This is a genomic window from Neptuniibacter sp. UBA6509 (assembly GCA_002435145.1).
Taxonomy (GTDB): domain Bacteria; phylum Pseudomonadota; class Gammaproteobacteria; order Pseudomonadales; family Balneatricaceae; genus Neptuniibacter.
Window position 1 is genome coordinate 12,855 of the sequence record DJLT01000110.1, and the last position, 26,577, is coordinate 39,431.

Below are 26,577 nucleotides of genomic sequence, written 5' to 3' on the forward strand. Positions count from 1 at the left end.
TTAGAACTCTTCAAAAAGAGAAAATGGCACTTATTTTTTAGCGCTGCCCTTCTTCCCTTTAGCCTTAGGCCCTTTTTTTCCTGAAGCAGACTTTTTACGCTTTTTAACTCCTGCAGCTTTACCCGATGCTTTCAGTTTCTTCGGACCTTTATAATCACCGACAAGCCCTTCGATCAACTTACGACGAAAACGAGTTTTGATATATCGCTCTACAGAGGACATTAAATTCCACTCGGTCGCATCAACCAATGAAATTGCGCGCCCCTCTTCCCCTGCCCTTCCTGTACGTCCCACACGATGCAGATAAACATCACCTTTGCGTGGCATCTCAAAATTGATAACCAGATCGACGCCTTCAACATCAAGCCCACGCGAAGCCAAATCGGTCGTCACTAATACTGTCGTTGTGCCTTTTCGAAAACCATCAATCGTGGCAAAACGTCCTTTCTGCTGAACATCACCATGCAACAACGCTGCTTTTAGCTTATGGTAACGCAGATAACCATCTAAGCGTCTTGCTTGGGTTTTACTGTTACTAAAAACAATCGCTTTATTATACGTTTCATTTTGCAGTAACCAGCACAGCTGCTTATCTTTATGAGAAACATCATCTGAGAGCGTTAAATACTGCGTAATAGTTTCAGCAGCTTCACGTTTTTGCCCTATTTGAACCCACTCAGCATGATCTAAAATTTCACCCGCCATCGAACGAATAGCAGAAGGTAAAGTAGCGGAGACCAAAAGCGTTTGGCGCGCTTCAGGGCATAACAAAACTATTTGATTCAGACTATCCTTAAACCCTGTTTCAAGCATTCGGTCCGCTTCATCTAGAACTAAAAAGTCCAAACTATCCAACTCAATAGACTGGTTTTCTAAATGAGGTAACAAACGCCCTGGCGTTGCTATAACAACATCAGCCGAAGCAAGTTTTCGTTCTTGAACTTTAAAATCCTGTCCACCCACCAATGAGACCGCTTTCAGATCTAATCCATCTGCCAGTTTTTCAAACTGCTGAGCAATCTGCTCTGCTAACTCTCGTACAGGAACTAAGACTAACGCGCGAGGTTGCTTCTTAGGTGAACTTTCCCCAACTAAACTTTGAATCATGGGGATAAGGTAAGCCGCCGTTTTACCGCTACCTGTCGGAGCACTGACCAACAGATCCTGACCTTCTAATAACAAAGGTACTGCTTGCTGCTGTACCTCAGTCGCTTCACTATAACCCGCAGATTTAAGATTACTTTCAAGATCAGGATTCAGTGCAATATCGGGAAACATAAGCGCTCTCAGTAAAAACAAAAGCGATGAAACCAGATTAAACCAATTTCATCGCTCTATGATACTATTTAAGTAGGCATCAACGAACGCGCATACTATTTAAAAGCGACACACATTGATAGTACTAATCATATTGAAATAAATTTACATATTAAATAGCAAAGAAGTCATACTGAATAATACCGTTGAGCACATCAACTATTATATATAAAAACCCACCTATCACTGATTAAGTATAAGCACGATAAAAACTTAGTCTACGATGAACAACGGTACGAGACTTCATACGTAAATCATATCACCCATAACCATTGTACCTTTACCCTTTTCCTTTGCTAGATACATGAATTTATCAGCCTTAATTGAAAGATCATCAACAGTTAGTGCATGATCGGGATATATCGCCACACCAATACTGGCAGATACTTGAACTTGATCATTAGAAATACATACCGGGGAGCAAGCTGCCTTTAAAAGTTTTCGAGACACTTCAATAGCCCCATCAGAAGTAATATTTTGTAGTATCGCTACAAACTCATCGCCACCTATTCTAGCTATCGTGTCTTCATTTCTTATAGTACCTTGAAATTTCCAAGACAGCTCTTTCAATAATTGATCACCTGCACGATGACCATAGTTATCATTAACACACTTAAAACCATCTAAGTCTAGAAACAAAAGGGAAAATTTATTTTTATCTCTTTTGTGCTTTTTTAAGACTTGATTAAGACGATCCTCAAATAAAAAGCGATTCGGTAGCCCCGTAAGTTGATCGTAGTAAGCTAACCTCCTAACTTCCTTTTCACTTTTTTCTGCTTTTTGCTTTAGCGATAAATTTTCAATTAAAGTAGCCCCCATAGTTTTACTGCTAAAAGTAATAAACCCAAGAAAAAGGACCAACATCAAGGCCATACCAATAGACTCTTCAGAGCCAATAATAAAGTTAGCGACTATATTTGGAACAAGCACCGGTAAAGTAAAAAGCAAAAAAGAATATTTGTCTGCTGATAACGACGACGAAGCGCCAGCTGCCAATCCTCCGAGAGTAAATGAAATATAAATCCTCGTTACGGTATCAACATCAAGAAAAAAGAAAAAACCACACCACCCCCATATCAACCCTGACAACAAACAGCCGACTCTAAAACTAATCATAGCAACGTGCTGATTAAAGTCCTTCAGCATGCGTTTTGATAAAGTAAACCTTATAACATATACAAATACCAACAAACCAAGCCACAGGTATAGGCTAATATCCGAAAGCTGCTTGATAAGCTGTATAGATAGAATAAATGATAATGTTAGACTAATGAGTCCTGTAATCATGATGTTTTTTGCAAAAACCCCAATCACAGCCTTCCTAACATACAAATCCATAATTGCCCTCAAGCCTTGGATAAATTTACGTCTTTCTATTCATATTGTAGCGTTAGAGTACGATTTAATGAGTAAAAAGAATGAGGCTTATATCACTTAAGCTCTTTTAGTGGTGGATAAAGATACTTCTGGAAATGAGATTCCAAACCATTTAACAATGGATTTTCAATTCTATAAATTCGCCGCTCTTTCAAATTCGAAAATTTAAAGTTCTCTCCATAATATTTTTCCCATAAAGAAACTAGGCTTCCATCACTATAAGCTCTTTCCAAGCCTTTAGTCACTCTTTTAGCCGCCTCGACGTTTCGAATATTAGTATAGAAAAAGCGTGGTAGTGGATACACTATTGCCATGCTTGTGTCATAATTCAAATTTTCAATTGATGTTCTAATACGGTACTCATCATATATCTCATTTGCACCACGGCAGAATAGATCAGCTCTATTTGCTGCAATCATCCGAAACAAATTCTCGTACCCTGAAGCAGTTTCCACTTTAAATCCATTAAATCTAAGTATTTCAACATCACTCCACCCACTTCCCTGGACATGACTCAATGACTTTAATTGATCAAGGTTTTCTACACTCTTCAATAATTCTTTACCCAAAGGGGATACAAAACAAACTCGAAACCCAACGACACCCAAATCCACAGGAAAGTGCGCATATTTTAGCATCGAGTCATAACTTTTTTCATAACTCAGCTTAATAAATAAATTTTGAAAAGTATTTTTCCTTGCATACTCTATGGCTCGAGGAATGTTCACAGAAGGGATCGCTTTCAGCTCGTACTCTCCATACTGAGCTTTTGTTTTATCTAAAGCTAATTTTAGCGCAGCGAAATCATACTCATACCGAACATCATTATTACTTTCACCTATGCGGTAATGAAAGATAGTTGCTTCGGCATTAACCCTTCCAGTAAAAAAAACAAATAAAATTAGAAGAAAAACACAGTTAAGGGCGCTCATTATATGATGGCTCAAATTCAATTAGTCACTATACATAATAGACTAAAAAGCCTTCAGATCATTAAAAGCGTACCTAACTTTCCACATGTATAGAAGCTACATTGTTTTAATAAAGTGCTATCAGTAAAGAAGAAACGATGATATTGAATTGAACCAATATTATTGCAATAACAGTAAGAAAAACCCATATTAAGGTTCTATATACAGCTCAATCACCCGCGCTGTCTTACGGCCTCAAACAAACAAACCCCAGTCGCAACAGATACGTTAAGGCTACTAACCTCCCCTGCCATGGGTATTTTTACCAACTGATCGCAGTGTTCACGGGTCAAGCGACGCATCCCTTGCCCTTCCGCTCCCATAATCAGCGCCATAGGCCCTGTTAGGTTAGCATTATAGACATCTAAGTCAGTTTCACCCGCTGTTCCGGTAGTCCAGATACCACGCTTTTGTAAACTCTTTAAAGTACGCGCTAAGTTAGTCACTAACACGTAAGGTATTGCTTCAGCTGCACCACACGCGACTTTAGATGCTGTTGCATTAAGTGGTGCAGACTTATCTTTAGGCGCGATCACCGCGTGTACACCCGCTGCATCCGCTGTACGTAAACACGCTCCAAGGTTGTGCGGGTCCGTTACGCCGTCTAACACTAACAAGAAAGGCGGCTCATCTAGATTATCCAGTAATTCTTCTAGATACTTATCAGTACGCGTAGGGATAGGCTTACAAAAGGCAACAACACCTTGGTGAACACCACCCTCTACTAGCTCTTCAAGTTCACGTTTGTTTACTTGTTCAACCTGAATCTTATGGCTCATCGCCGTTTCAAACAGGCTATGCATACGCTCGTCTTTACGACCTTTTAAGATCAAAATCCGCTGTATACGTTTTGGATCACGCTTTAAAACAGTATTGATCGCATGGATACCAAATAGATGTTCATACTGCATGTTTAACGCTCTCCAACCCAATCACCTGCTTGCTCTTTTACTAAAGCAGCCAAAAGGTCAATAAAACTGGCCTGCGCATTTAATGCAGGAATATAATCGTAACTATCACCACCTGCTTCCAGAAACACCTCGCGATTTTCTATCGCTATCTCTTCCAGTGTCTCTAGACAATCAGCTGAAAATGCTGGGCAGACAATATGAATATTTTTAACACCCTTTGCAGGCAACGCCTCAAGTGTTTTATCTGTATAGGGTTCCATCCATTGAGCAGGCCCAAAGCGAGATTGAAACGTTGTCATCCACTCAGTATCGGCCATCCCCATCTTTCCAGCCAATAATACTGAGGTTTGGTGGCACTGTTCCGGATAGGGGTCACCTTTATCTGCATACTCTTTGGGTATACCGTGATAAGACAGTATGAGTTTATCCGCTTTGCCCTGTTCATCTCTGAATTCTTGAATCTGACCTGCTAAAGCCGCGATATAAGCAGGATGATCGTAATAAGAGTTTACAATACGAATATCAAGGACACTGCGCTGCTTAAGCTGATAACGAGCTACCAAATCATAAATAGGTGCTGTTGTTGTTGCTGAATACTGAGGGTACATAGGAACCAGCAAAATCTTCTGATAGCCGCTTGAGGATAACTTTTCTAAACGCTGAGATAACCCTGGTTTACCGTAGGTCATTGCTGAAAAAACATCCGGCGCATGATCACCGTATTGTTGCTGCAATAATAGATGTAATTCAGCAACCTGCTTGTCTAAGATCTTACGCATCGGGGAATCATCTTCCCAGATACTCGCGTAAGCCTTAGCTACTTTTTTCGGTCGAATATTTAAAACAATGCCATTCAAAACAGAAAGCCAAAGCAAACGACGCAGGCCTTTACCTTCAACTACACGCTGATCCGATAAAAACTCTTTCAAAAAACGGCGTACAGCACCGGGCTCAGCTTTATCTGGCGTGCCAAGGTTGACTAAAACGACGGCGGCTTTTCCGGATTGACTCATTCAGTAATATTCCTTCTAAGTAAGCCCGTGATTATCCCGAAACTCCAAGCAAAAGCCTATAGCCATGTCAGGCTATGAGAACAAAAAGCGACCTATATATAAAAAAAGAGCGCTGAAAGCACCCCGTAGTGAAGTTCTAGGCATAAAAAAACCGTACTCATAAGAGTACGGTTTTTAAATGTAACCAGATCAGAAGATTAAGCGTTGCTTAGACCTTCAAAAACTTGATCACGAATATCTTCAACTGAACCTACGCCTGGTACGTAAACGTATGCAGGAGCACTTGCAGCGTCTTTTTCGCCCCAAGCTTTGTAGTAGCTGATAAGTGGAGCTGTCTGATCATGGTATACGTTCAAACGATCACGAACTGTATCTTCAGCATCATCAGCACGCTGAATTAGGTCTTCACCAGTAACGTCATCTTTACCTTCCACTTTTGGCTGGTTAAAAATAACGTGGTAAGTACGACCAGAACCAGGGTGTACACGACGGCCTGCCATACGCTTAACAATTTCAGCATCTTCTACATCGATTTCAACAACCGCATCAATTTTCACGCCTGCATCTTTTAATGCATCAGCCTGAGGAATTGTACGAGGGAAGCCATCGAACAAGAAACCTTTTTCGCAATCAGCTTCAGTAATACGCTCCTTAACTAGACCGATGATAATCTCATCAGATACAAGCTGGCCTGCGTCCATTACTTCTTTGGCTTTAACACCTAGAGGGGTACCCGCTTTAACGGCAGCACGTAGCATATCACCCGTAGAGATCTGAGGGATGCCATATTTTTCTGTAATGTACTGTGCCTGAGTACCTTTACCTGCGCCTGGTGCGCCCAGAAGGATCATACGCATACAGGAAACTCCTAACTTATAAGTTTAAAAATGAAAAAGTGATAGTTTCCGACCTCTTATGAGCTATCGAAAACGTAAAATTCTTTTAGCTAAAAAATGCTTATGCCGGACAATACCACGCATTAGATGTCGAACAATTCGACATTAGCACTACCAACCCAGAACTAAAGTTTCGTTAACACGACAGTAAAACATTTTTGAAACATAAAATGCAACACACTAACCTTTAAAAAACAAAGGGATAGATTACCAATTAGCTTAACGCGCAACAGTAATTATCCCCTATTAGAATCAACCTGTATTACGCATTCCTGCTGAAATACCCGCCATAGTAACCATTAATGCTTGTTCTAGACGCTGATCCGGCCTATTTCGGTCACGATTTAGCAACTCGGCTTGCAAAAAATGTAGCGGATCAATATAGGGATTACGTACATCAATGGACTGCCTAATTACCGGATTGCCCTGCAATAGAGAATCCTGACCTTTAATACCATTAATGATCGATACAATGTTGAGTAAGCGCCCTCTTAAACTCGAACCTAAAGTGATCAGTTCCTCAGAGACTAAACGCTCATCATAGTAAGCCGCTATATTGGTATCGCTTTTAGCTAATACCATCTCTAACATATCAATTGTTGAACCAAAGAAAGGCCACTGTTGATACATCTGCTTAACTAGCTCAGCACTACTGCCACTCATGGCTTCATCTAATGCTTTATCGCTTCCAAGCCATGCAGGCAACATGAGTCGTATCTGAGTCCACGCAAAGATCCAAGGGATCGCACGCAAACTCTCAACACCACCATCCTGTTTACGCTTAGCCGGTCTTGATCCTAACGGTAATTTAGCGAGTTCTTGTTCAGGTGTTGCTGCACGGAAATACGGTACAAACATTGAATCTTCACGAACAATGGCTCGATACTCCGTCAAACCTCGCTTCGACATAATTTCCATCTGCTCACGCCAAGCTTGCTCTGGACCTGGGGCTGGATTTAAAGTCGCTTCTAATACAGCCCCTGTGCATAACTCAAGGTTACGCACAGCCAAATCGGGCATGCCATATTTAAAACGAATCATTTCCCCTTGCTCGGTCAAACGTAGACTATGATCTACAGACCCTGGTGGTTGAGCCAAGATAGCAGTATGACTTGGGCCGCCACCTCGACCAACTGTGCCGCCTCGGCCATGAAATAAGGTGAGATGTACGCCGTGATCTTTACATAACTGAGTTAAAGCTTCTTGTGCTTTGAATTGCCCCCAAGCGGCCGCTAACTGCCCCGCATCTTTCGAGGAATCAGAATAGCCTATCATGACCTCTTGATGACCTTCTGTGTAAGCTTTATACCAATCCACATTCAGTAAAGCATCAATACAATCACGCGCATTATCTAAGTCGGATAAAGTCTCAAATAATGGCACCACACGCATATTGTGGCTTATACCCATTTCACGTAGAAGCAGAATCACCGCTAATACATCAGAGGGTTGGCTCGCCATAGAGATGACATACGAGCCTAAAGCACTTTTTTCTGCAGTTGCAACTTCTTGGCAAGTATCAAGTACTTCTTGCACCTCAGATGAGGGGGTCCAATTATTAGGTAACAATGGTCGGCGGCTTTGTAGCTCTTTTAAAAGAAAAGATTGGCGCCCCTCTTCACTCCAGCCATTATATGAACCTAAGCCATAAAACTGCGAGAGTTCCTCAAATACCTGAGCATGTCGATCTGAACTCTGTCGAATATCCAGTTTTACCAGCGTTAAACCAAAACAAGCGATTCGGCGAATAATATCTTCTAAGGCACTTTCAGCAATAATCCCCATACCGCACTCTTGTAGAGAGCGATAACACATCATGAGCGGATCAAGTAGCTCTTGGTCAAGAAGATAAATATCGGCTTCTTTTTCTGTTTTTCCTTTAAGCTGACGAGCAACCCAGTTCTTAGTTGAAACAAGCTTTTCTCGAACTTCACCTAATAGTTTACGGTAAGGTTCTGAACAATCCCCTACCCTATCACGTAGCTCTTTACTCGCCTGAGACATCGACAGTTCAGCACGCAGATCATCAATATCATTAAGATAAAGGTCTGCCGCCATCCAACGTGACAAAAGAAGCACCTCAGCGGTAACAGTTGCTGTGACGTTAGGGTTACCATCTCTATCTCCCCCCATCCAAGAAGCAAAACGAATAGGAGAACAATCTAAAGGTAGATTTTCGCCCAAGGTTTCATGTAACTGGGCATCCAGACGGCGTAAAAATTTTGGGACTGCAGACCAAAGCGAGTTTTCAATCACTGCAAAACCCCACTTAGCTTCATCTACTGGAGTAGGTCGTTGCTGCCGAATCTCATCGGTATGCCAAATCTGGCGAATAAGTTCATCTAAGCGGTGCTGAGCGTTTTCTTCGCCTCGATCAAGTCGACATAGGCATTCCGCAATATCATCATATTTTTGAATCAGTGTACGGCGGTTAACTTCCGTAGGGTGAGCGGTTAAAACGAGATCTATCTGCATTTTACTGAATGCATCAGCCACCTGCTTTGGAGAGAAGCCTTTCTGGCGAAGCTGAGCAAACAAAGTGCAAAGGGAATCGGGTGTACATACATCTGTTACTTCTAAATGACGGCGTACCCTGTGATGCTCTTCAGCAATATTGGCAAGATTCAAAAATTGGGTAAATGCTCGAGCTAGCGGAAGGACATCGTTTTCACTCAGATCATGTAAAGCTTGTAACAGCTCCTCATGCTCGGGCTGAGCTTCATTGCGACCCTCTTTGGCTAGCAACCTTACCTTTTCAATTTTTCTAAATATATCATCGCCTAGATGAGATTTTATCGTCTCTCCTAGGCTAGAGCCTAGCATTCGTACGTCATCGCGTAGAGCTTCATGCAGATCGGTCATATACCTCTCCTAACGCTGAAAAATAGCAAATCCTTCTTTCGATGCTACCCCATAAGAAATAATAAAAATACATGAATTTCAGACTATTAGTTCTATTAAAGGAGCAGAATCAAACCATGATTTAGCATCACAGTTTATTAATAATGACTTTACTCTAATGTAGCAAAAGGGTGAAACCTGCGAATTCAGTACTACATTCGCAGGCTTAGAGTGAAATAAAGGGCCTTATTTCACAGATATGAGCACAAGGTAAATTACAGAAGCCTTGTTATAAATAAGACTGCAGTGTCTTTAATCGGTCTTGAGCAATCCACTCACTCTCATAACGAATCCGCGCAACAGGCTCACTTTGATTCGCTAAGTAAATAGCTACACGATAGTTACTATTTACTTGAGCTTTTTTATCATCAAGCAATTCCGCTTTTGCGATATCAGACAACTTAAAAACATCAAAAGATTCAGACTTTACCACAGCTAAGGATTTGTCCTGTTCATCCAATAAAAGCTGAGGTGCCCCATTGAGATCCACATTGACAGTAAAGCCGCTGCCCTTTAATTCATTAATCTGTTTATTGCCACGTTTCCAATGCCATAGGCCAAAAATAACAATGCCGACAAAAGCGATAAGAACCCAATAATTAGGTAACATCTATAAACCTTTCTCTTTAGCTTGATCCCAAAAATGGTCAAGCTCATCTAATGTAAAATCGGCCCAGCTTCTACCTGAAGCAACGACTTGATCCTCTACAAAGCCAAAACGGCGTTCAAACTTTTGGTTTGTTCCACGCAATGCATCTTCTGGGTTGACGCTCAGGTGACGCGCAAGATTCACCTGAGCAAAGATCATATCGCCCATTTCATCTGCAACCGCCGCCTTATCACCCGACTGAATCGCTTCACGCAACTCAGCTAACTCCTCTTCAATTTTATCCAGCACTAACTCAGCATCATTCCAATCAAAGCCGACTTGAGAGGCTCTTTTTTGCAACTTAGCTGCGCGTGTTAAACCTGGTAGAGCATTGGGGATATCATCCAACACACGACTGCTTTTTTGAGTTTCTTTACCCGAGCGCTCCTCTTGCTTAATCCGCTCCCAGTTCTGTTTAATCTCAGCGTCTGTTAACGCTTTTTCAGCAGGAGGTGAATGTAAAGTACCATCCGGAAAGACATGAGGGTGCCGTCTTACCAACTTAGTCACTAAGTTAGAGACAATGGTTGAAAAATCGAAATACTGCTCTTCTTTACCTAACTGAGCATAGAAAATAACTTGAAAAAGCAGATCACCCAACTCATCATTCAGATGAGTCCAATCTTGTCGCTCTATCGCATCTACAACTTCGTAAGCTTCTTCCAATGTATGTGGAACAATCGACCTAAAATCCTGTTTAAGATCCCAAGGACAACCACCCTTCGGATCCCGTAAACGAGACATTAAGTAGAGCAGATCATCGACTGAATATTCTTTTATCACTTCTTTTGACATACTCATATTCCAAAACCGAGCATGCTAGGCATTCGGCCCACTACGCTGACGATAGACCTGCATAACATTTGAAATCTGATTCACCTTATCCATAACTCTACCTAAAAGGTCTAGACTTGAAATTTCAACCGTTAAGATCAAGCGCGCCATATTTTCACGCTTATCTGAGAGTGTATTTGCTGCAATAATATTTACATCTTCAGCAGCCATAATCAGCATCACATCGCGCAATAGCCCGGAACGGTCAAACGCCTCGATAAAGATATCTACAGGATAAGTTGTTTGATCAGATTCACCCCAATCTACATCAATAATTCTCTCAGGCTCTTTCTCCTGAAGTTGAATAAGATTAGTGCAATCTTCACGGTGTACAGATACACCCCTGCCTTGTGTTATATAACCAGAAATAGGATCACCTAGCACCGGTTTACAACAACTTGCCATGGTAGATAGGAGATTACCAACACCTCTGATACTTAACCCTTGAGCGTCTGAATCATGTTCAATAGTTTGAGGTAACGCAAGGTCCAGCTGCTCCTCTGCTTCATCTTCCAATATTTGTTTCTGAGCAGAATTAATAATTTGCGATAACCGTAAATCACCTGCACCTAACGCTGCATACATATCCTCGATATTCTTGTAGTTAACTTCATCACAAATTCTGGATAAATCTAACTCTTCGAAATCGATAGCCAAACGCTTGAACTCTTTCGTTACAATCGTGCGTCCAGCATCAGCATTTTGCTCTTTAGCCTGGAATTTGAACCAATGCGCTACTTTTGCTCGCGCACGGGGTGTCGTTACAAACCCTAAGTTCATATTCAACCAATCACGTCGTGGGCGTTCTTCACTACCCGTCATGATCTCAACTTGATCACCCGTCTGTAAGCGCCTATTAAGTGGCACAATACGCCCATTGATTTTTGCACCACGACAACGATGTCCAATTTCGGTATGAACACGGTAAGCGAAATCTACCGGGGTAGCACCTTTTGGCATATCAATAACATGACCATCAGGTGTGAAAATATACAAGCGATCTTGCACCACATCGCCGCGGAGCATTTCACCAAAACCTTCACTTTCTCCTAAGTCATCATGCCACTCAAGTACCTGTCGTAACCAAGCGATCTTATCTTCATACGCGTCACTGTTACGCTTAGAGTCATCCGTTCCTTTGTATAAATGATGTGCACAAACTCCAAGTTCGGCCTCTTCATGCATATCATAGGTACGTATTTGGATCTCTAGCACTTTGCCATCAGGGCCAAAAACAGCCGTATGCAATGAGCGATAGCCATTCTGCTTTGGCGAGGCTATATAATCATCAAACTCATGGGGGATATTGCGCCAAAGACTATGTACGATCCCGAGTACCGCATAGCAATCACGACTTTTCGGCACCAATATTCTGACCGCTCTAACATCATAAACTTGGCTAAATTCAATATTTTTGCGCTGCATTTTGCGCCAAATACTGTAGATATGCTTAGCGCGCCCGTTTACTTCACCATCGATGTTAACGCTTTCTAATTCACTTTCTAAACGCACTACAACTTGATCAATATAATCCTGACGATCGAGTCGCTTTTCATCTAGCAATTGCGCAATATCTTTATAATCATTAGGTTTGAGGTAGCGAAACGATAAATCCTCAAGTTCCCATTTTATATGCCCAATGCCTAAACGGTGAGCAAGTGGCGCATAGATATCAAAGACTTCACGTGCAACAAGATAGCGTTTACGCCTAGAGCCATCTTTAACACCTCGAATGGCGCATGTACGCTCTGCAATTTTAATTAATGCAACCCGCACATCGTCAATCATTGCCACCAGCATTTTACGGATATTATCCATCTGGGCAGTATCACTACCCAAAACACTTTCATCAATGCGAGGGTTTTTGCGGCTACCGATTGCAGCCATCTGGATCACGCCCATAATTAACTGGGCGATGGATTTACCAAACTGTTTACGAACGCGTTCGATTGGTAACTTACGTTCACGAACAACACGATAGAGAATGGCAGCCATAAGTGATTCTTGGTCTTGATGAAGATCGGCAAGGATTTGTGCCATCTCAAGACCTATGCGGAAACTACCATTCGTATTCTCAGACCAAACATCGACGGACTCATCACAATTATTCTGCGCTTGATTTGCCATTTCACAAGCACGGCGAATCGCATCTATATCATCAATGTCAGTTAAATCTTGAAGGTGCTCGAGCCAAACATCTAAATCAACGCTCCCATCATCTCGGATAGGCTGATCCTGGCGAACTTTAACCACGGTGAAGATTTGCCATGAAAAATATTACTCCCATTTTTACGCCTTACCACTTTCATTCATTATTATTGTTATTACACAAGAAGATATGGGCAATTCCTTTTTATTCAACCCAGTCCTGCGGCGCGTTATTCTATTCCTAATACAGTAAAAACACCATTCCGACTCTTTAATGAGGGTGTGTAATTAAGTACAGAGCCACAATTAAAAAATTTAACACTGCATAATCCATACCCAAATTTATTACCGATGAAAAAAAAGCCCCTATGGGGCTTCTCAATCAAATCAGACCTTAAGCGTTAAAGACACCCGTCGACAAATATCGGTCGCCACGATCACAGATAATACAAACAATCACCGCGTTCTCTAATGTCTCCGCCAAGCGCAGAGCCCCTGCGACTGAACCACCGGAGGAAACTCCACAGAAAATACCCTCCTTTTGAGCAAGCGCTTTCATTGTTTCCTCAGCTTCCTCTTGGGCTATATCGAGCACTTGATCGACACGAGTTTGATCAAAAATCTTAGGCAAATACTCTTGAGGCCAACGACGAATACCAGGAATCTGCGCACCTTCACTTGGCTGAAGCCCTACGATCTGAACATCTGGATTCTGCTCCTTTAAGAAGCGTGAAGTCCCCATAATAGTGCCTGTCGTTCCCATAGAGCTCACAAAGTGAGTAATTTTCCCCTGGGTTTGTTGCCACAACTCAGGGCCTGTACCTTGATAATGCGCCTCGGGGTTATCCATATTTGAAAACTGATCTAATACAATACCTTCACCACGAGCCTGCATCTCTAAAGCAAGATCGCGTGCACCTTCCATTCCTTCCTCTTTAGTCACTGGAATTAACTCGGCTCCATAAGCTGTCATGGAGGCCTTGCGCTCCTCACTGGCATTATCAGGCATAATCAATTTCATCTTATAACCCTTAATTGCCGCAGCCATAGCTAACGCAATACCCGTATTACCAGAAGTCGCTTCGATCAACGTATCACCGGGTTTGATCTGCCCACGCTCTTCCGCATGTTGAATCATGCTTAATGCAGGACGATCTTTAACAGAACCTGCTGGGTTGTTTCCCTCTAATTTACACAGAATCACATTGCCATTACCCTGGCCAATACGCTGTAAACGCACTAATGGGGTTTTGCCAACATAATCTTCAATAGTAGGAAACTGAACGTCCATAAAATACTCGCAATGTAAGAAAAGGGTACTAACTATAAGCTATAAGAAATTAAGCTTTTATACCCTTTAGGAAGACCCGGAATTCTACCGTTGGTTCCCTGAAAGCTCAAGAAACCCGCTTTTATGTTATTAGAAAGAAAATATCTAAAGATATATGCTTTTAAGAAAGCACCTTAAGAGAGAACACCCACACTATCCAACTATCTAAAGAAAGTAATCAAGTTTGACCGCCAACGTCTAAGCGCTGTTTTAGTTTTTGGAAAGCAAACCACCGTATCTGCTTTAGTTAACAAGCTCGAATGCTTATCAATTGCTTGGGTCGTGGTGAACACAACAACACCGTGATGCTGCTCTAGTCTTTCTATAAGGTAAGATACTTCTAAATTTGCATACCGATCGTGGGCATCGTACACATCTGTGCGTTGACCGAAAAGAGCATCGGCCTCATCAAACAACAATATATCATCACTTTCCCTACCACTGTTTTTGCCACTTTTACTGTTATCTGCATCGCGTCTACGCTTTCTCTCAGTAAAAAAATCCGCTAGAAAAGTAGTGGATAAGTTATGCTCTCTAACTTGATGCATAGAGGTTTTAGCAGCTAATTCAATATCACTAAGTACCGCTTGGTGGTCACTCTTCCCTCCATTAATGACGATAATGGAATCTGTTCCTTTAGCATTCATTAAATAAACCTGCTCAAGCAAACGACCATAATCTTTACTTAAGTAATCCACCTTCCGCATAAACCACCTCCTTGTTCTCAACAGAACCCCAGAAAAAGCTGCTTTTAACCTGCTAACAGGTTCTATAAATTAAAAAATCAAGTGACCTCCCCCCACAACTGTCAGCCAAGTAAACAGCTAAAGCGAAATACCCTACATCCCAAAAGTCTGCGCAATTTTGTTCAATAACCTTCAAATCTATTCTGACATAGTACTCAAAAGCAACATTGCGCTACTGAAAAAGGCAGCACTATGATTACCGTTTTACTCTCTATGTCTATTTTTGCACTTATTGGGGCGATTACACCGGGACCTGTCAATATAATTGCCACAAGCTCCGGAGCTACTTTTGGTTTTGTGCGCACCCTGCCCCATATCCTAGGGGCAACGATATCCTATACGCTGATCGTATTTATTGTTGGCGCAGGTTTAGCTCAATTACTCTCTAACACACCGCAAGTCACAGAAATACTCAAATATTTAGGCAGTGGTTTTCTGCTTTATATGGCCTATAAGATTGCGTCGGCACGCAGTGATAACAATGAGATCGCTGAGGATTCAACACCTCCTATATTTATTCACGGCGCGTTATGCCAAGGCCTCAACCCTAAAGCATGGCTAGTCTCCATGTCTGGTGTAAGCGTGTTTGTTATGGCTCAGCCAGAAACGACTACCAGTTTTTACCTGCTCGCCTATACGTTTATCTCTTTTGTATCATGCTTTGTAGGTATCAGTGTATGGGCTGTTATTGGGCACCTCATTAAAGGATTATTAGCACAACCCCGTCGACAAATATTGTTTAACCGAGTGATGGGATTCCTGCTCAGCCTAACGGTATTATCTATTTTATTTGAGGTGTAAACTGAGAACACAGATTGATATGATTATTGTTAACAAAGAGCAATATCAGTCTACGATTTATAGGCTGCTACTGGCAAATTTCTAATCAGGCATTTCAATAAGGGGAAGGATTGTGGTTCAAGATAAATCCTTATTTTTCACTCGAAGTGAAAGCCTGCCTTTTATTGAAATGCGTTCGGCCAGCCGTTCCACAGCCTGCTTTCATACCCATTCGCACGACGAATTTACCTTTGGTGTTATCGATACCGGTAGTGGCAATTATCATAACCTGAATCAGCGCAACCACATTACACGTGGTACAACCGTTACAATTAATCCCGGAGACGCCCACTCATGTAACCCCAATGCTGGTGAGTGGTCGTACCGTATGTTGTTTGTTGATACCGCATGGATAGCTCAACTACAGCACGAGTTATTTAACTGTGCTGGAATGGACTATATCCCCTTCCCTGCTTTATACGATACCAGCAGTCCCAGCTTCCGCCAGTTTGACCAGCTTTTTGAACTACTAGTGCAACCCAATGACCGTCTAGCTGCTGAAACGATATTAATTGATTTTTTACGCAGCCATTTTGCTAAAGGTTTTAAGCTCGCAGGCGAGCATCAGGCACGCGATAACTTCCACATCCGTCGGGTCCAAGAACTGATAATGGACCAACTCGACTGCAATTGGTCTCTGGATGAATTCAGCGAGGAAACCGGACTCAGCCGCTACCACCTGATCCGTAGTTTCAAAGAACACTACGGTCAATCTCCCCATGCTTATCAGCTTGACCAACGTATCAAAAAAGCCAAAACATTATTACAGCAAGGAGAAAGTTTATCCGATACCGCACTCCAACTGGGCTTTTCCGACCAAAGCCACTTTCAGCGTAATTTCAAAAAACGTGTCGCGGTCACCCCGAAGCAGTATCAATCTTTCTTTAAGCGTTAACTCACTATCACAGTGGCTGTCACAGTCACTCAGCCATAAATCTAAGGAATGGATGCAAATGCAAAAAGAGGAAGGACCTATTCAAGCTAGGCTGATGGGATTTTTAGCAGCGATGTTCTTCGCTGTACCTACAACAATTATTATCTGGCTAGGAGTAAATAAAGAGCTAGCGCTATGGGGAGCCCCTAATGCGTTTATCGGTAGCAGTAGCTTTTGGCTAATTATGAGCGCCTTTGCGGCTGTAGCTATGATATTTCCACACCTTTTCCCTGCGATGCTAGGAAAGGCATGGAAGTTTATTATTCACTGGTTGGGGTAGAGTATTCACAGCGTGAGGTAGAACTTTCACAGTTTGCTGGTCAATTTAATGTAAACGTATCTATTAATCACAATCAGAGGAACTTCAGATTTAATAAGAACGTCTAACTCGTGCGACAACATATTCTCTTTCCCTAGCAAGACACAACAAAAGCAACGAATAACCAGTGTTTAAACTATTTAAGGCCGTTTAAATAGGTAGCTGACTTTGAAATTATAATCAGCCTTATGATTCACAAAAACAAGGGTAATTCACCCTGATTATTCAATCTTAATGTAAAACCCTGCGCTGGAAATATATCCCCTTAACCGATTCCATCAAATCAAAACTGTTTTGATATTAATCTCGCCTTCAAGGGTTTTATGTACTGGACAGCGATCCGCAATACCGTGCAAACGCTTGCGCTGTTCCTCGGTTAGATCGCCTGTCAAAGTAATCTGCCGGATAAACTGATCAACCTTGCCACTGCTTTGTTCACACGTTGTGCAATCCTGTGCATGTACTTTGTCATGGCTAACATCTACTTGAACATGCTCTAAAGGGATCTCTTTTTGGCGCGCATACATCCGGATGGTCATTGATGTACAAGCACCTAATCCAGCTGCAACAAGCTGGTATGGCGTTGGGCCTAAATAACTCCCTCCATAAGAAGCAGGCTCATCGGCAATCAGATGATGTCCCGCAGCACTGAGATCTTGAGTAAAACTATCTGGATCCGCTTCGCTCACCCGGGTTATCCCTTCCGGCGCATTCATCAACTTAGGTAATAGCGTAACGTCAATATATCGCTGTACCCAAGCAGAGATGAGCTCCGCAGCATACTCTGCGTCTTCAGCACGAGTAAGAAGATGATCCGCATTATCCAACGTGACAAAACTCTTCGGATGTTTAGCCATTTGGAACAGTTTAGCCGCATTATCTAGACCCACCGTTTCATCCAAAGGCGCATGCATAACGAGCAATGCTTTTTTCAAATGACTGACACTTTTCTCTAAAGAGACTTGCGATATATCTGAGACAAAACTTCGCTTGATGGTAAAAGCACGTCCGCCCAAATTCACTTCCGCTTGCCCATCAGAACAGATCTCACTCACTTGATGTCCAAAGTTATGCAGAACATGCTCCGGCTCAGCAGGTGCACCTAATGTAACAACCGCTTTAGCCTCAGGAACCTTTATTGCTGCGGCCAAAATCGCCGCACCACCTAACGAATGGCCAATCAACAGTTGCGGCGCTTCATAACGCTCGCGTAAAAAACTAACCGCCTGAAGTAAGTCCTCAACATTTGAGCTGAAGCCTGTATTAGAGAACTCCCCTCCCGAATGTCCAAGCCCCGTGAAATCAAACCGCAGCACAGCAATCCCTAAAGAAGCTAATCGCTGAGCTATACGCCTTGCCGCAGGAATATCTTTTGAACAAGTAAAGCAGTGTGCAAACAGTGCATATGCGGCGGGCTTACCGACAGGCATATCCAACCTAGCCGCTAACGTTGAACCATCATGACCTTCAAACTCTAAACGCTCAGTTCTCATGCTAATACCCTCAATAAACCATGCTATATCTTGGCTTCAGTATCTGTAAGTTACCTCACAAAGGCTATTTAGAAATAGCTATAGTGAAAATAGGCAGAATTTATGGCAAGTAAAAAAGATGTGGCAATAAAAAAGGGGAAGCCGTTCCGGCTTGCCCTTCAAAATGACCAGAATAGAGCTGTGAAAAGCGATTACCAAACTAAAGTGGATGTTCTTCTACCCTTTACTAGATGTCTAGCCCATGACTAGCCCGAAATTGGAAGCAGCATAAGCGAGAGAAAAACTGAACTAAACACTACGATAAGCGGAAACTCTAAGTCCGACTTTTTAATTCGAATATTCATAATATTCCAGTCCGTTAGTTAATAATGAGAACCATTATTAACTAACAAAAACCAAATGTAAATAGATCTCATTTACTTTTACCGCAATTACTAGATAACAATTTTATTAACGAATAATTAACGTATAATTTCACGCCTGCACTACAGCGATTTAGAAAGCTATTCGCTACACGATCTACCGAAAGGATATACCATGTTTGATTTACCGCTATTAGACCTTAAAGATAAGGTTTCTCCAGATGAATGGAAAATTCGCTTAGATCTTGCCGCCTGTTATCGCTTAGTTGAAGATCTAGGCTGGGGAGACTTAATCTATACTCATATTTCAGCCAAAGTGCCGGGTACAGATCATTATCTTGTTAATGCATTTGGTTTAAGTTTTGATGAAGTTACAGCTTCAAATCTAGTTAAAGTAGATCTCGAGGGTAATATTCTTGACGATACTCCTTTTGATATAAACCCAGCTGGTTTTACTATTCACAGCGCTGTACATGAAGCCCGAGATGATGCTCACTGCGTTGTTCATCTACACACCAACGCAACCATTGCGGTATCAACACTTAAAGAAGGTCTTCTGCCTTTATCTCAGTACTCATGCTTCTCCCTTTCCTCTTTAGGCCATCATGGTTATGAAGGTTTAGCAGTCAATAGCGAAGAGAAAAAGCGCTTACAAAAAGATATGGGAATAAATAACCACCTCCTACTTCCTAATCACGGAGCCCTCACTGTTGGTCCAAGCGTCGGCGATGCATTTATGCGTATGTACGACCTACAACGGGCATGTGAAATACAGTTATTGATCCAAGCTACAGGTGCAGAAGCGATACCTGTGGCACCTGAAATTGTTGCAGGCATTAAAAAACAAGCCAATGTGGTCCACTCAGGCTCTACAGGTGGACAAAAGTCTTGGCCTGCAATGTTACGTAAAGCATATCGTCTTGACCCTGGTTTCGCATCTTAAAGTACTGACATTCCACCAGCTCAAGTATTAGTTATTAAAGGTTAGAAAATGAAGATTAATCGCGTAGAAATTTTTGATATTCACTGTCCAGACCGCCCAGCGTGGAACCCTATCTTTGTTCGTGTACATACGGATGAAGGTATCAGCGGCGTAGGTGAAGCAGGCCTAGCTTATGATTTAGGTCACAGCGCAGCTGCACATATGATTAAAGAGTTTGCAGAAGAGATGTTGCTCGGGCGCGATCCGTTTCAAACAGAAGATCTTTGGAGCCTAATGCTACGTGGTAGTTTTTGGGGCTTAGGTGGCGGCCCGATTATCTATTCCGCAATGAGCGCAATTGACACGGCCCTTTGGGATATCAAAGGCAAAGCGTTAGGCATGCCGGTTTACCAACTTCTAGGCGGCAAAGTTAACGATAAGCTGCGCACTTATGCTAGCCAACTTCAATTTGACTGGGATGATGAATTCAAAGCACTCACAGACCCAGAAGACTATGCCCGCGCAGCGGAGAAGGCTTTAGCTGAAGGTTACGATGCAGTTAAAGTTGACCCCATCATGTATGACGCAAACGGTGAAACCTTCTTCGATCGCACTAAACTTTTCAATAACAAAGATATGAAAATGTTCCGTGATCGCTTGATGGCGATTAGAGATGTCATGGGAGAAGATGGTGACATTATCTTTGAATGCCATAGTTTGCCGGGTGCCTCAACAGCGATTCAGTTAGGTGAGATTGTAGAAGAAGCACGCTGCATGTACTTCGAGGAGCCTGTTAATTATCTAAATTCGGAACTGCACAAACGTGTAGCTGATAAAGTAAATGTGCCTATTGCCGGTGGTGAAAGACTCTATAACCGCTGGGGTGTACGTCCATACCTTGAAGACCAAAGCCTTGATGTACTTCAGCCTGATATAGGTCTATGTGGCGGATTTACTGAAACCAAGAAAGTATGTGATTACGCGGATGTTTATGATGTTCGTATCCAGGCACATGTCTGCGGCGGCCCTGTAGCAACAGCTGCATCACTTCATTTAGAAACAGCTATTCCTAACTTCCTTATCCATGAACATCACACATATGCGATTAAGAAGTGGAACCGTGAGTTATGTATACAAGATCCACAACCGGTAGATGGATTCTTCCAAGTTTCTGAAGCGCCGGGTATTGGTATAGAGCTAAACGATGAAATCGTCATGCGCTCACCAAGAATTGAAGTTAAGTAAAAGCATATTATAAACAGAATCAAAAAAGGCTCAGAGGTTACCCTCCGAGCCTTTTTCTTTTCAATACGAGCTAATTCAATCTAATCAAATTGGTAGATACGTTTAGCGTTTTCATACACCAACATATCTTTTTCAAAACCTTTCCATTTCATCTCTTCAAGATAACGCTGCCATAGCTCGGCATAACTACATGAGAGTTCAGAAACGGGGAAATTACTCGCCAACATCACCCTCGCCAAACCAAACTGACGGATAGCAAAGCTAATCATCGGCTTAATCGAGAGCGTATCCCAATCAGGGTTAAACATCTCCCAACCTGAACATTTAATAAAACATTCCGGATGATGCGCTAAACGCATAATTGAATTCATCCAATTTTCAGACAGTTTGTCCGGAGAGCCTGTATGATTAATCACAACTTTGAGCTGAGGTAGTCCAGCCATTATGCTACTGAGAGCATCCACAGCTAGGGGATCAGATAAAGGTAATTGAGCCTCAAATAACAGCCCCTTATCCGCAAGCATAGATAAGTTCTGTTTAACTATCCTATTACTTAGTAAGTTGGCTGCATTTTGATCCAAAATGAAACGTATACCCACCAGCGAACCAAACTTAGACAACTCCTCTAACTGCTCAGAGAAAGTTTCCGCTTCAATATTTCCATAGGCAATGCTCTTGAAAGGCAATTGGCAGTGTTCTTCTAACCACGCTAGTTCACGCCAAGGTTCATCATTATCAAACCCAGCCTCAATATGAACAAATCCTTCCAATGCGGCGGGCGGATTTAGTTTAAGATCACCCTCGATATAATCCCGGTGAATAGTCGCTTTATTAGGCCAGTTAGGTTCATTACCCTCTTGTAACCAAGTGTATTGACCTTCTTTCAAATTAAATAAGTGTATATGTGGATCAATCACTCGACTCATGAACAATTATTCCGCTAGCCCTTTTTAGGAATCATTGTGCAGTATACCCGCCATCAATGACCTGTAAACTTCCTGTTATGAATTTAGCCTGTTCACTCGACAAAAATGCAATGAGTGCAGCAACTTCTTCCGGTTGCCCTATCCGACCTAAAGGTTGTAACGCCGCTTCCGCAGCATGAACCTTCCCCCTATCTGCCCCGCTTTTTTCACAATATCGATCAATAGCTTGATGATAAAGAGGGGTTTCAATGGTCCCAGGGCAGACTGCATTTGCACGAATACCATACTGGGCATAATCCAACGCGGTCGTCTTTGCCATAGAAGCCAAAGCTGATTTACTCATGTTATAAGCAAAAGAGTTCGTTTTACCGACAAGAGACTGGTCTGAGCCAACCAAAATAACAGAACCCGAGCCCTGAGCCCGCATTGTAGGAAGAGCAGCCTTGAGTAAATAAAATGCACCTTTTACATTAATACTCATGAGACGTTCAAAATCTTCATCAGAAGTATTTTCAATGTTGGCTGAAAGGTGAACACCCGCATTAGAGACAAGTACATCAATTCGCTCGGACATATCTACGACGTATTGAATCGCATTATTCACTTGGTGAGCATCCGAAACATCACAACGAATAAATTCACTGCGCTCATGTACTAAATCACTTGGATTTAAATCAAGGTTGTATACGTGAAACCCATCAGCTAAAAACTGTTCAACAACAGCCTTACCGATCCCGACCGAACCACCTGTTATAACGCACACTTTATTCATTCACCGCTCCTAAAGCTGAGTCTAGCTGCCTTCCGCGACAACAAATGCAACGACATACTCTTTCTCATCGCTATAGCTTAGCTGTAAGTTATGAATAGCTAGCGCCTTCGCTCGCTCTTCCGCCCCTGCTGTGAGCTTAACGAGTGGGCGCCCGTTTTCATCTCTAGAAATCTCAATATGCTGCCAACTAACACCTCTACCAATGCCTGTCCCTAATGCTTTAGAAACCGCTTCTTTTGCTGCAAAGCGTTTAGCCAAGAAAAGTGCAGGATCGGTTGTATTAGTACAGTCATCTAATTCATTAGGCGTTAAAACCCTTTGCGCAAGCTTAGGCGTTCGTTCCCAAGCTTCGCGCATACGCTTTATCTGCAAAATGTCTGTACCAATACCGACAATCATTTTGTCAAAGCATCACGTGATGATTGTATTCTTGCCTGAGTTTGTAGCATCTGCTGTTTCATCTCTGATACAGCTTCTTTTAATCCAACAAACAACGCGCGGGCAATAATACCGTGACCAATATTAAGCTCATTCATCTCTGGAATTTCAGCGATTTGCTCAACATTATGATAATTCAAACCATGACCAGCATTCACAACTAAACCTTTTTTATAGGCATAGCTCGCAGCTTCACGAATACGTTTAAGCTCCGCCATCTGCTCTTCGGAAGATTCGGCTTCTGCATAAGCCCCTGTGTGAAGTTCAATAACTGGCGCCCCACAACGAAGAGTCGCATCAATCTGGGAGATTTCAGGATCAATAAAAAGAGAAACCTCTATACCGGCATTAGCCAAACGAGTACAAGCTTCATTAATACGCTGCTCTTGGCCTGCAACATCTAACCCACCTTCGGTTGTTAACTCTTCTCTTTTTTCAGGAACTAAGCAGCAATGCGCAGGCTGCACCTTCTCTGCTATTCCTATCATTTCATCGGTCACAGCCATTTCAAAGTTCATGCGTGTCTGTAAAGTTTCTTTCAACAAAAAGACATCACGATCTTGAATATGACGACGATCCTCGCGTAGGTGTATAGTAATGCCATCAGCCCCCGCCTCTTCAGCAAGTGCAGCAGCTTGTACTGTATCCGGATAGCGAGTGCCACGCGCCTGACGAATCGTCGCAACATGGTCAATATTTACACCTAGCAACAGGCGAGAAGGTTCTATCACATTTAGCTCCTTACATTTTCTGGAACAGTTCACGACTGCGTAAAGGTTTATAACCTAATAAATGATCTATCAATAAACGCATTAAGCGTTTTGAAGCCCGCTTAACCTGTGTATCGCTATAATTATCTGAAGCAATAGCTTCAAGCTGCCAGCCATAAAAACAAAAAGCTTTTTGCTTCTCTGCTGGGGCTACTTGTAGAGTAACAAAGCCCTGCCCTGGATTTAACAGGTAAATAGAATCTGAGGATTTATTATCAAGATCAGGCAGATAACCGAGTTCCCCCAGCAACCGATGCTCAAATGTTCGCAATGCACCTTGAATGTCATCGCCAGAAAGTAACTCATTTAAGACATACTGATAATAAACATATAGCTGGGGATGGGAATCAAAAGGCTGAAGTGTTCTCGAAAGCAGCTCATTGACATACAAGCCACACATTAAGCCATCACCTTTAAGAAACATCATCGCGGCAACAGGTTCAGCTTGTGTCAGGGTTTTAAGTTCATTGCGCCCGCGCCAAGCAATCTGAATCGGGACAAAAGATTGAACGGATGCACGAAGTTTAGAGTTAGGGCGACGCGCACCTTTAACAACGGCGGGGACTTTGCCATGCTCCAAGGTAAAAAAATCAACGATAAGACTCGTATCGCGATATGGGCGGTTATGGAGAACATAAGCCGCCTGCTGATCTATCTGAGCCATAGACGATTAGGTATTATCGTAACCTAAACTACGAAGAGCACGTTCATCATCAGCCCAACCTCGACGGACTTTAACCCAAAGGTTAAGCATAACTTTACAATCGAACATCCGCTCCATATCCATACGCGAATCACGGCCGACCGTTTTAATCCTTGAGCCTTTATCACCAATAACAATACGTTTTTGGCCATCACGCTCAACCAAAATCAGCGCACTGACATGAAGTACGCCATTCTTAGCGTACTTAAATTCCTCAATTTCAACGGTTGTACCGTAAGGAATCTCATCCCCTAAATTACGCATCAACTTTTCTCGAACCATTTCTGCAACCATAAAGCGCGAGCTTTTATCTGTTACTTGGTCTTCAGGGAAGTGATGCATGCCTTTAGGCATATGCTTTGCGATAAGCTCTTCTAGCTGCTCTACGTTATGACCATCTTTTGCTGAAAGTGGGACCATCTCAGCAAAATCCATACGACCGGCATGAGTTTGCATCTGCGGTAATAAAGAAGCTTTATCTTTTAACTGATCAATTTTATTCACTGCTAGGATAACTGGGCAACGAACATTCTTAACTTTATCAAGAACCAATTGATCTTCTTCAGTCCATGCTGTGCGGTCCACAATAAATACAACTAAATCAACATCACGCAACGCATCAGAAGCGGCTTTATTCATATAGCGGTTAAGCGCTTTCTTACCTTCGTCTTTATGTAAACCCGGTGTATCAACATAGACAATCTGGAGATCGCCTTCTGTTTTGATACCCATGATCTGATGTCGCGTTGTTTGAGGTTTACGTGACGTTATACTCAGTTTCTGCCCCAATATGTGGTTCATCAACGTAGACTTGCCAACATTTGGTCGCCCAACAATTGCCACAAACCCACAACGCTGGTTGGGATTCTGAGGCTGTTCGGACAACAGGTGCATTAGATCTTCAGCCATTTCTATTTCTCCACCTGTAGGGCGATAAGTGCATTTTTTGCTGCTTCTTGCTCAGCTTGACGTCGGCTACTACCAATACCTTTCTCAGCTTTCTTCAAGCCTTCAACACGACAATCTATATAGAAGGTTTGATCATGTGCCTCACCCTCTACATTCATCAATTCATATTCGGGAAGAGCCAAGCGACGAGATTGCAAAAACTCTTGCAAGCGAGTTTTTGAATCCTTCATTGATTCATTGAGATCTAATTTGTCTAAACGCTCTTTAAACCAAGATAGAATAAACCCGCGGGCCGTATCCATATCGGTATCAAGATAGATAGCACCAATAATAGCTTCAACCGCGTCAGCTAAAATGGAATCTCTTCGATAACCGCCGCTTTTAAGCTCGCCGCTACCTAAACGCAGGTAATCACCTAGACCTAATTCACGAGCTACTTCAGACAAAGTAACACCTTTGACCATTCGAGCACGTAAACGGCTCAGCTCACCCTCTTTTGCTTTTGGGAAGCGGGCAAAAAGGTCATCAGCGATGACAAAATTAAGAATGGAATCACCTAAAAACTCTAGGCGTTCATTATTCTTTTTACCACAGCTTCGGTGTGTCAATGCCAATTCAAAGAGTGACATATCGCCAAAGCTATGGCCTATACGACGGGATAATTCAGATGCTGGTTTTATCAAGGTGCTATTGCTTCATATTGCTTTTCAAATTTAACCATTGCATCCACGTTATAAAACATGGGTACACGTATTTCATAATCTAGGGTGAAATAGATAACACCCTTATCTTTCCTAATAACCAAAGCATCCTTATGCGGGAGTTTCACTTGGTTAATACGGAATTTTTTA

Annotated in this window: 26 protein-coding genes; 5 read left to right on the top strand and 21 right to left on the bottom strand. The window is 42.3% G+C overall.

Annotated elements, in window-relative coordinates; genetic code table 11:
• Positions 1 to 30 precede the first annotated feature (30 nt).
• The 12 genes from B4K11_RS13610 to B4K11_RS13665 form a co-directional block, all read right to left on the bottom strand.
• The gene (locus B4K11_RS13610) at positions 31 to 1,278 is read right to left on the bottom strand and encodes a DEAD/DEAH box helicase (protein ID WP_292954514.1); all 1,248 of its coding nucleotides are present in this window, start codon (positions 1,276 to 1,278) and stop codon (positions 31 to 33) included.
• Positions 1,279 to 1,560: 282 nt separating this feature from the next.
• The gene (locus tag B4K11_RS13615) at positions 1,561 to 2,655 is read right to left on the bottom strand and encodes a GGDEF domain-containing protein (RefSeq protein ID WP_292954517.1); all 1,095 of its coding nucleotides are present in this window, start codon (positions 2,653 to 2,655) and stop codon (positions 1,561 to 1,563) included.
• A gap of 92 nt (positions 2,656 to 2,747) precedes the next feature.
• The gene (locus B4K11_RS13620) at positions 2,748 to 3,626 is read right to left on the bottom strand and encodes a hypothetical protein (protein WP_292954520.1); all 879 of its coding nucleotides are present in this window, start codon (positions 3,624 to 3,626) and stop codon (positions 2,748 to 2,750) included.
• Between the two features lie 212 nt (positions 3,627 to 3,838).
• Positions 3,839 to 4,576 (bottom strand): 23S rRNA (guanosine(2251)-2'-O)-methyltransferase RlmB, encoded by a 738-nt coding sequence (gene rlmB / locus B4K11_RS13625; RefSeq protein WP_292954523.1) that lies wholly within the window; start codon positions 4,574 to 4,576, stop codon positions 3,839 to 3,841.
• Between the two features lie 2 nt (positions 4,577 to 4,578).
• Positions 4,579 to 5,589 carry a ferrochelatase gene (gene hemH, locus B4K11_RS13630; RefSeq protein ID WP_292954526.1) on the bottom strand — a complete coding sequence of 337 codons (1,011 nt, stop codon included), beginning with the start codon at positions 5,587 to 5,589 and terminating at the stop codon, positions 4,579 to 4,581.
• Positions 5,590 to 5,786: 197 nt separating this feature from the next.
• The gene (adk, locus tag B4K11_RS13635) at positions 5,787 to 6,446 is read right to left on the bottom strand and encodes an adenylate kinase (protein WP_292954529.1); all 660 of its coding nucleotides are present in this window, start codon (positions 6,444 to 6,446) and stop codon (positions 5,787 to 5,789) included.
• 291 nt (positions 6,447 to 6,737) lie between these two features.
• Complete coding sequence (gene ppc / locus B4K11_RS13640) at positions 6,738 to 9,347, bottom strand: phosphoenolpyruvate carboxylase (RefSeq protein ID WP_292954532.1); 2,610 nt, start codon at positions 9,345 to 9,347, stop codon at positions 6,738 to 6,740.
• A gap of 268 nt (positions 9,348 to 9,615) precedes the next feature.
• Complete coding sequence (locus tag B4K11_RS13645) at positions 9,616 to 9,996, bottom strand: hypothetical protein (protein WP_292954534.1); 381 nt, start codon at positions 9,994 to 9,996, stop codon at positions 9,616 to 9,618.
• Entirely contained in the window at positions 9,997 to 10,836 is an 840-nt protein-coding gene (gene mazG / locus B4K11_RS13650; RefSeq protein WP_292954537.1) for a nucleoside triphosphate pyrophosphohydrolase, read from the bottom strand. It abuts the gene before it with no gap.
• 18 nt (positions 10,837 to 10,854) lie between these two features.
• Positions 10,855 to 13,122, bottom strand: a complete 2,268-nt coding sequence (gene relA / locus B4K11_RS13655) for a GTP diphosphokinase (protein ID WP_292954540.1) — start codon at positions 13,120 to 13,122, stop codon at positions 10,855 to 10,857.
• Between the two features lie 289 nt (positions 13,123 to 13,411).
• Positions 13,412 to 14,308 (bottom strand): cysteine synthase CysM, encoded by an 897-nt coding sequence (cysM, locus tag B4K11_RS13660; protein ID WP_292954543.1) that lies wholly within the window; start codon positions 14,306 to 14,308, stop codon positions 13,412 to 13,414.
• A 200-nt stretch (positions 14,309 to 14,508) separates the two neighbouring features.
• On the bottom strand, positions 14,509 to 15,054 hold the full coding sequence (locus B4K11_RS13665) for an AAA family ATPase (protein WP_292954546.1): 546 nt from the start codon (positions 15,052 to 15,054) through the stop codon (positions 14,509 to 14,511).
• Between the two features lie 231 nt (positions 15,055 to 15,285).
• Here B4K11_RS13665 and B4K11_RS13670 point away from each other — a divergent pair, with 231 nt between their 5' ends.
• From B4K11_RS13670 to B4K11_RS13680, 3 genes are all read left to right on the top strand, one after another.
• On the top strand, positions 15,286 to 15,894 hold the full coding sequence (locus B4K11_RS13670; protein WP_292954549.1) for a LysE family translocator: 609 nt from the start codon (positions 15,286 to 15,288) through the stop codon (positions 15,892 to 15,894).
• 169 nt (positions 15,895 to 16,063) lie between these two features.
• Positions 16,064 to 16,828 carry an AraC family transcriptional regulator gene (locus tag B4K11_RS13675; RefSeq protein WP_292959433.1) on the top strand — a complete coding sequence of 255 codons (765 nt, stop codon included), beginning with the start codon at positions 16,064 to 16,066 and terminating at the stop codon, positions 16,826 to 16,828.
• Between the two features lie 58 nt (positions 16,829 to 16,886).
• Complete coding sequence (locus tag B4K11_RS13680; RefSeq protein WP_292954555.1) at positions 16,887 to 17,147, top strand: hypothetical protein; 261 nt, start codon at positions 16,887 to 16,889, stop codon at positions 17,145 to 17,147.
• 317 nt (positions 17,148 to 17,464) lie between these two features.
• On the opposite strand, the gene B4K11_RS13685 is transcribed toward B4K11_RS13680, so the two are convergent.
• Positions 17,465 to 18,679: a bifunctional alpha/beta hydrolase/OsmC family protein gene (locus B4K11_RS13685; protein WP_292954558.1), complete on the bottom strand. Its 1,215-nt coding sequence runs from the start codon at positions 18,677 to 18,679 to the stop codon at positions 17,465 to 17,467.
• A 537-nt stretch (positions 18,680 to 19,216) separates the two neighbouring features.
• Here B4K11_RS13685 and B4K11_RS13690 point away from each other — a divergent pair.
• Together B4K11_RS13690 and B4K11_RS13695 are read left to right on the top strand one after the other, a co-directional pair.
• Complete coding sequence (locus tag B4K11_RS13690) at positions 19,217 to 19,984, top strand: class II aldolase/adducin family protein (RefSeq protein WP_292954561.1); 768 nt, start codon at positions 19,217 to 19,219, stop codon at positions 19,982 to 19,984.
• A gap of 48 nt (positions 19,985 to 20,032) precedes the next feature.
• Entirely contained in the window at positions 20,033 to 21,208 is a 1,176-nt protein-coding gene (locus B4K11_RS13695; protein WP_292954564.1) for a mandelate racemase/muconate lactonizing enzyme family protein, read from the top strand.
• Positions 21,209 to 21,288: 80 nt separating this feature from the next.
• On the opposite strand, the gene B4K11_RS13700 is transcribed toward B4K11_RS13695, so the two are convergent.
• From B4K11_RS13700 to B4K11_RS13735, 8 genes are read right to left on the bottom strand one after another with little or no spacing between them, the layout of a single operon-like run.
• Positions 21,289 to 22,134, bottom strand: a complete 846-nt coding sequence (locus tag B4K11_RS13700) for an amidohydrolase family protein (RefSeq protein WP_292954567.1) — start codon at positions 22,132 to 22,134, stop codon at positions 21,289 to 21,291.
• A gap of 31 nt (positions 22,135 to 22,165) precedes the next feature.
• Complete coding sequence (locus B4K11_RS13705) at positions 22,166 to 22,906, bottom strand: SDR family NAD(P)-dependent oxidoreductase (protein ID WP_292959434.1); 741 nt, start codon at positions 22,904 to 22,906, stop codon at positions 22,166 to 22,168.
• A gap of 21 nt (positions 22,907 to 22,927) precedes the next feature.
• Complete coding sequence (acpS, locus tag B4K11_RS13710) at positions 22,928 to 23,305, bottom strand: holo-ACP synthase (protein ID WP_292950010.1); 378 nt, start codon at positions 23,303 to 23,305, stop codon at positions 22,928 to 22,930.
• Entirely contained in the window at positions 23,302 to 24,072 is a 771-nt protein-coding gene (gene pdxJ / locus B4K11_RS13715) for a pyridoxine 5'-phosphate synthase (protein WP_292950035.1), read from the bottom strand. Before pdxJ ends, acpS begins: the two co-directional genes overlap by 4 nt.
• A gap of 13 nt (positions 24,073 to 24,085) precedes the next feature.
• Positions 24,086 to 24,778 carry a DNA repair protein RecO gene (gene recO / locus B4K11_RS13720; RefSeq protein WP_292950012.1) on the bottom strand — a complete coding sequence of 231 codons (693 nt, stop codon included), beginning with the start codon at positions 24,776 to 24,778 and terminating at the stop codon, positions 24,086 to 24,088.
• A 6-nt stretch (positions 24,779 to 24,784) separates the two neighbouring features.
• Positions 24,785 to 25,726 carry a GTPase Era gene (gene era / locus B4K11_RS13725; RefSeq protein WP_292950014.1) on the bottom strand — a complete coding sequence of 314 codons (942 nt, stop codon included), beginning with the start codon at positions 25,724 to 25,726 and terminating at the stop codon, positions 24,785 to 24,787.
• Positions 25,727 to 25,728: 2 nt separating this feature from the next.
• A complete protein-coding gene (rnc, locus tag B4K11_RS13730; protein ID WP_292959435.1) occupies positions 25,729 to 26,409 on the bottom strand; it encodes a ribonuclease III in 681 nt (226 codons plus the stop codon).
• Positions 26,406 to 26,564, bottom strand: a complete 159-nt coding sequence (locus B4K11_RS13735) for a DUF4845 domain-containing protein (protein WP_292959436.1) — start codon at positions 26,562 to 26,564, stop codon at positions 26,406 to 26,408. The genes rnc and B4K11_RS13735 overlap by 4 nt, the downstream gene beginning before the upstream one ends.
• Positions 26,565 to 26,577 lie beyond the last annotated feature (13 nt).

What these genes read in the sequence shown, in the direction of transcription:
- B4K11_RS13615 (WP_292954517.1), bottom strand. Translation starts at nt 2,655, where the DNA reads ATGGATTTGTATGTTAGGAAGGCTGTGATTGGGGTTTTTGCAAAAAAC.
- recO (WP_292950012.1), bottom strand. Translation starts at nt 24,778, where the DNA reads ATGGCTCAGATAGATCAGCAGGCGGCTTATGTTCTCCATAACCGCCCA.
- B4K11_RS13670 (WP_292954549.1), top strand. Translation starts at nt 15,286, where the DNA reads ATGATTACCGTTTTACTCTCTATGTCTATTTTTGCACTTATTGGGGCG.
- cysM (WP_292954543.1), bottom strand. Translation starts at nt 14,308, where the DNA reads ATGGACGTTCAGTTTCCTACTATTGAAGATTATGTTGGCAAAACCCCA.
- adk (WP_292954529.1), bottom strand. Translation starts at nt 6,446, where the DNA reads ATGCGTATGATCCTTCTGGGCGCACCAGGCGCAGGTAAAGGTACTCAG.
- mazG (WP_292954537.1), bottom strand. Translation starts at nt 10,836, where the DNA reads ATGAGTATGTCAAAAGAAGTGATAAAAGAATATTCAGTCGATGATCTG.
- B4K11_RS13685 (WP_292954558.1), bottom strand. Translation starts at nt 18,679, where the DNA reads ATGAGAACTGAGCGTTTAGAGTTTGAAGGTCATGATGGTTCAACGTTA.
- B4K11_RS13665 (WP_292954546.1), bottom strand. Translation starts at nt 15,054, where the DNA reads ATGCGGAAGGTGGATTACTTAAGTAAAGATTATGGTCGTTTGCTTGAG.
- B4K11_RS13645 (WP_292954534.1), bottom strand. Translation starts at nt 9,996, where the DNA reads ATGTTACCTAATTATTGGGTTCTTATCGCTTTTGTCGGCATTGTTATT.
- hemH (WP_292954526.1), bottom strand. Translation starts at nt 5,589, where the DNA reads ATGAGTCAATCCGGAAAAGCCGCCGTCGTTTTAGTCAACCTTGGCACG.
- acpS (WP_292950010.1), bottom strand. Translation starts at nt 23,305, where the DNA reads ATGATTGTCGGTATTGGTACAGACATTTTGCAGATAAAGCGTATGCGC.
- ppc (WP_292954532.1), bottom strand. Translation starts at nt 9,347, where the DNA reads ATGACCGATCTGCATGAAGCTCTACGCGATGACGTACGAATGCTAGGC.
- B4K11_RS13680 (WP_292954555.1), top strand. Translation starts at nt 16,887, where the DNA reads ATGCAAAAAGAGGAAGGACCTATTCAAGCTAGGCTGATGGGATTTTTA.
- B4K11_RS13705 (WP_292959434.1), bottom strand. Translation starts at nt 22,906, where the DNA reads ATGAATAAAGTGTGCGTTATAACAGGTGGTTCGGTCGGGATCGGTAAG.
- B4K11_RS13610 (WP_292954514.1), bottom strand. Translation starts at nt 1,278, where the DNA reads ATGTTTCCCGATATTGCACTGAATCCTGATCTTGAAAGTAATCTTAAA.
- B4K11_RS13695 (WP_292954564.1), top strand. Translation starts at nt 20,033, where the DNA reads ATGAAGATTAATCGCGTAGAAATTTTTGATATTCACTGTCCAGACCGC.
- B4K11_RS13700 (WP_292954567.1), bottom strand. Translation starts at nt 22,134, where the DNA reads ATGAGTCGAGTGATTGATCCACATATACACTTATTTAATTTGAAAGAA.
- era (WP_292950014.1), bottom strand. Translation starts at nt 25,726, where the DNA reads ATGGCTGAAGATCTAATGCACCTGTTGTCCGAACAGCCTCAGAATCCC.
- B4K11_RS13675 (WP_292959433.1), top strand. Translation starts at nt 16,064, where the DNA reads ATGCGTTCGGCCAGCCGTTCCACAGCCTGCTTTCATACCCATTCGCAC.
- B4K11_RS13620 (WP_292954520.1), bottom strand. Translation starts at nt 3,626, where the DNA reads ATGAGCGCCCTTAACTGTGTTTTTCTTCTAATTTTATTTGTTTTTTTT.
- B4K11_RS13690 (WP_292954561.1), top strand. Translation starts at nt 19,217, where the DNA reads ATGTTTGATTTACCGCTATTAGACCTTAAAGATAAGGTTTCTCCAGAT.
- rlmB (WP_292954523.1), bottom strand. Translation starts at nt 4,576, where the DNA reads ATGCAGTATGAACATCTATTTGGTATCCATGCGATCAATACTGTTTTA.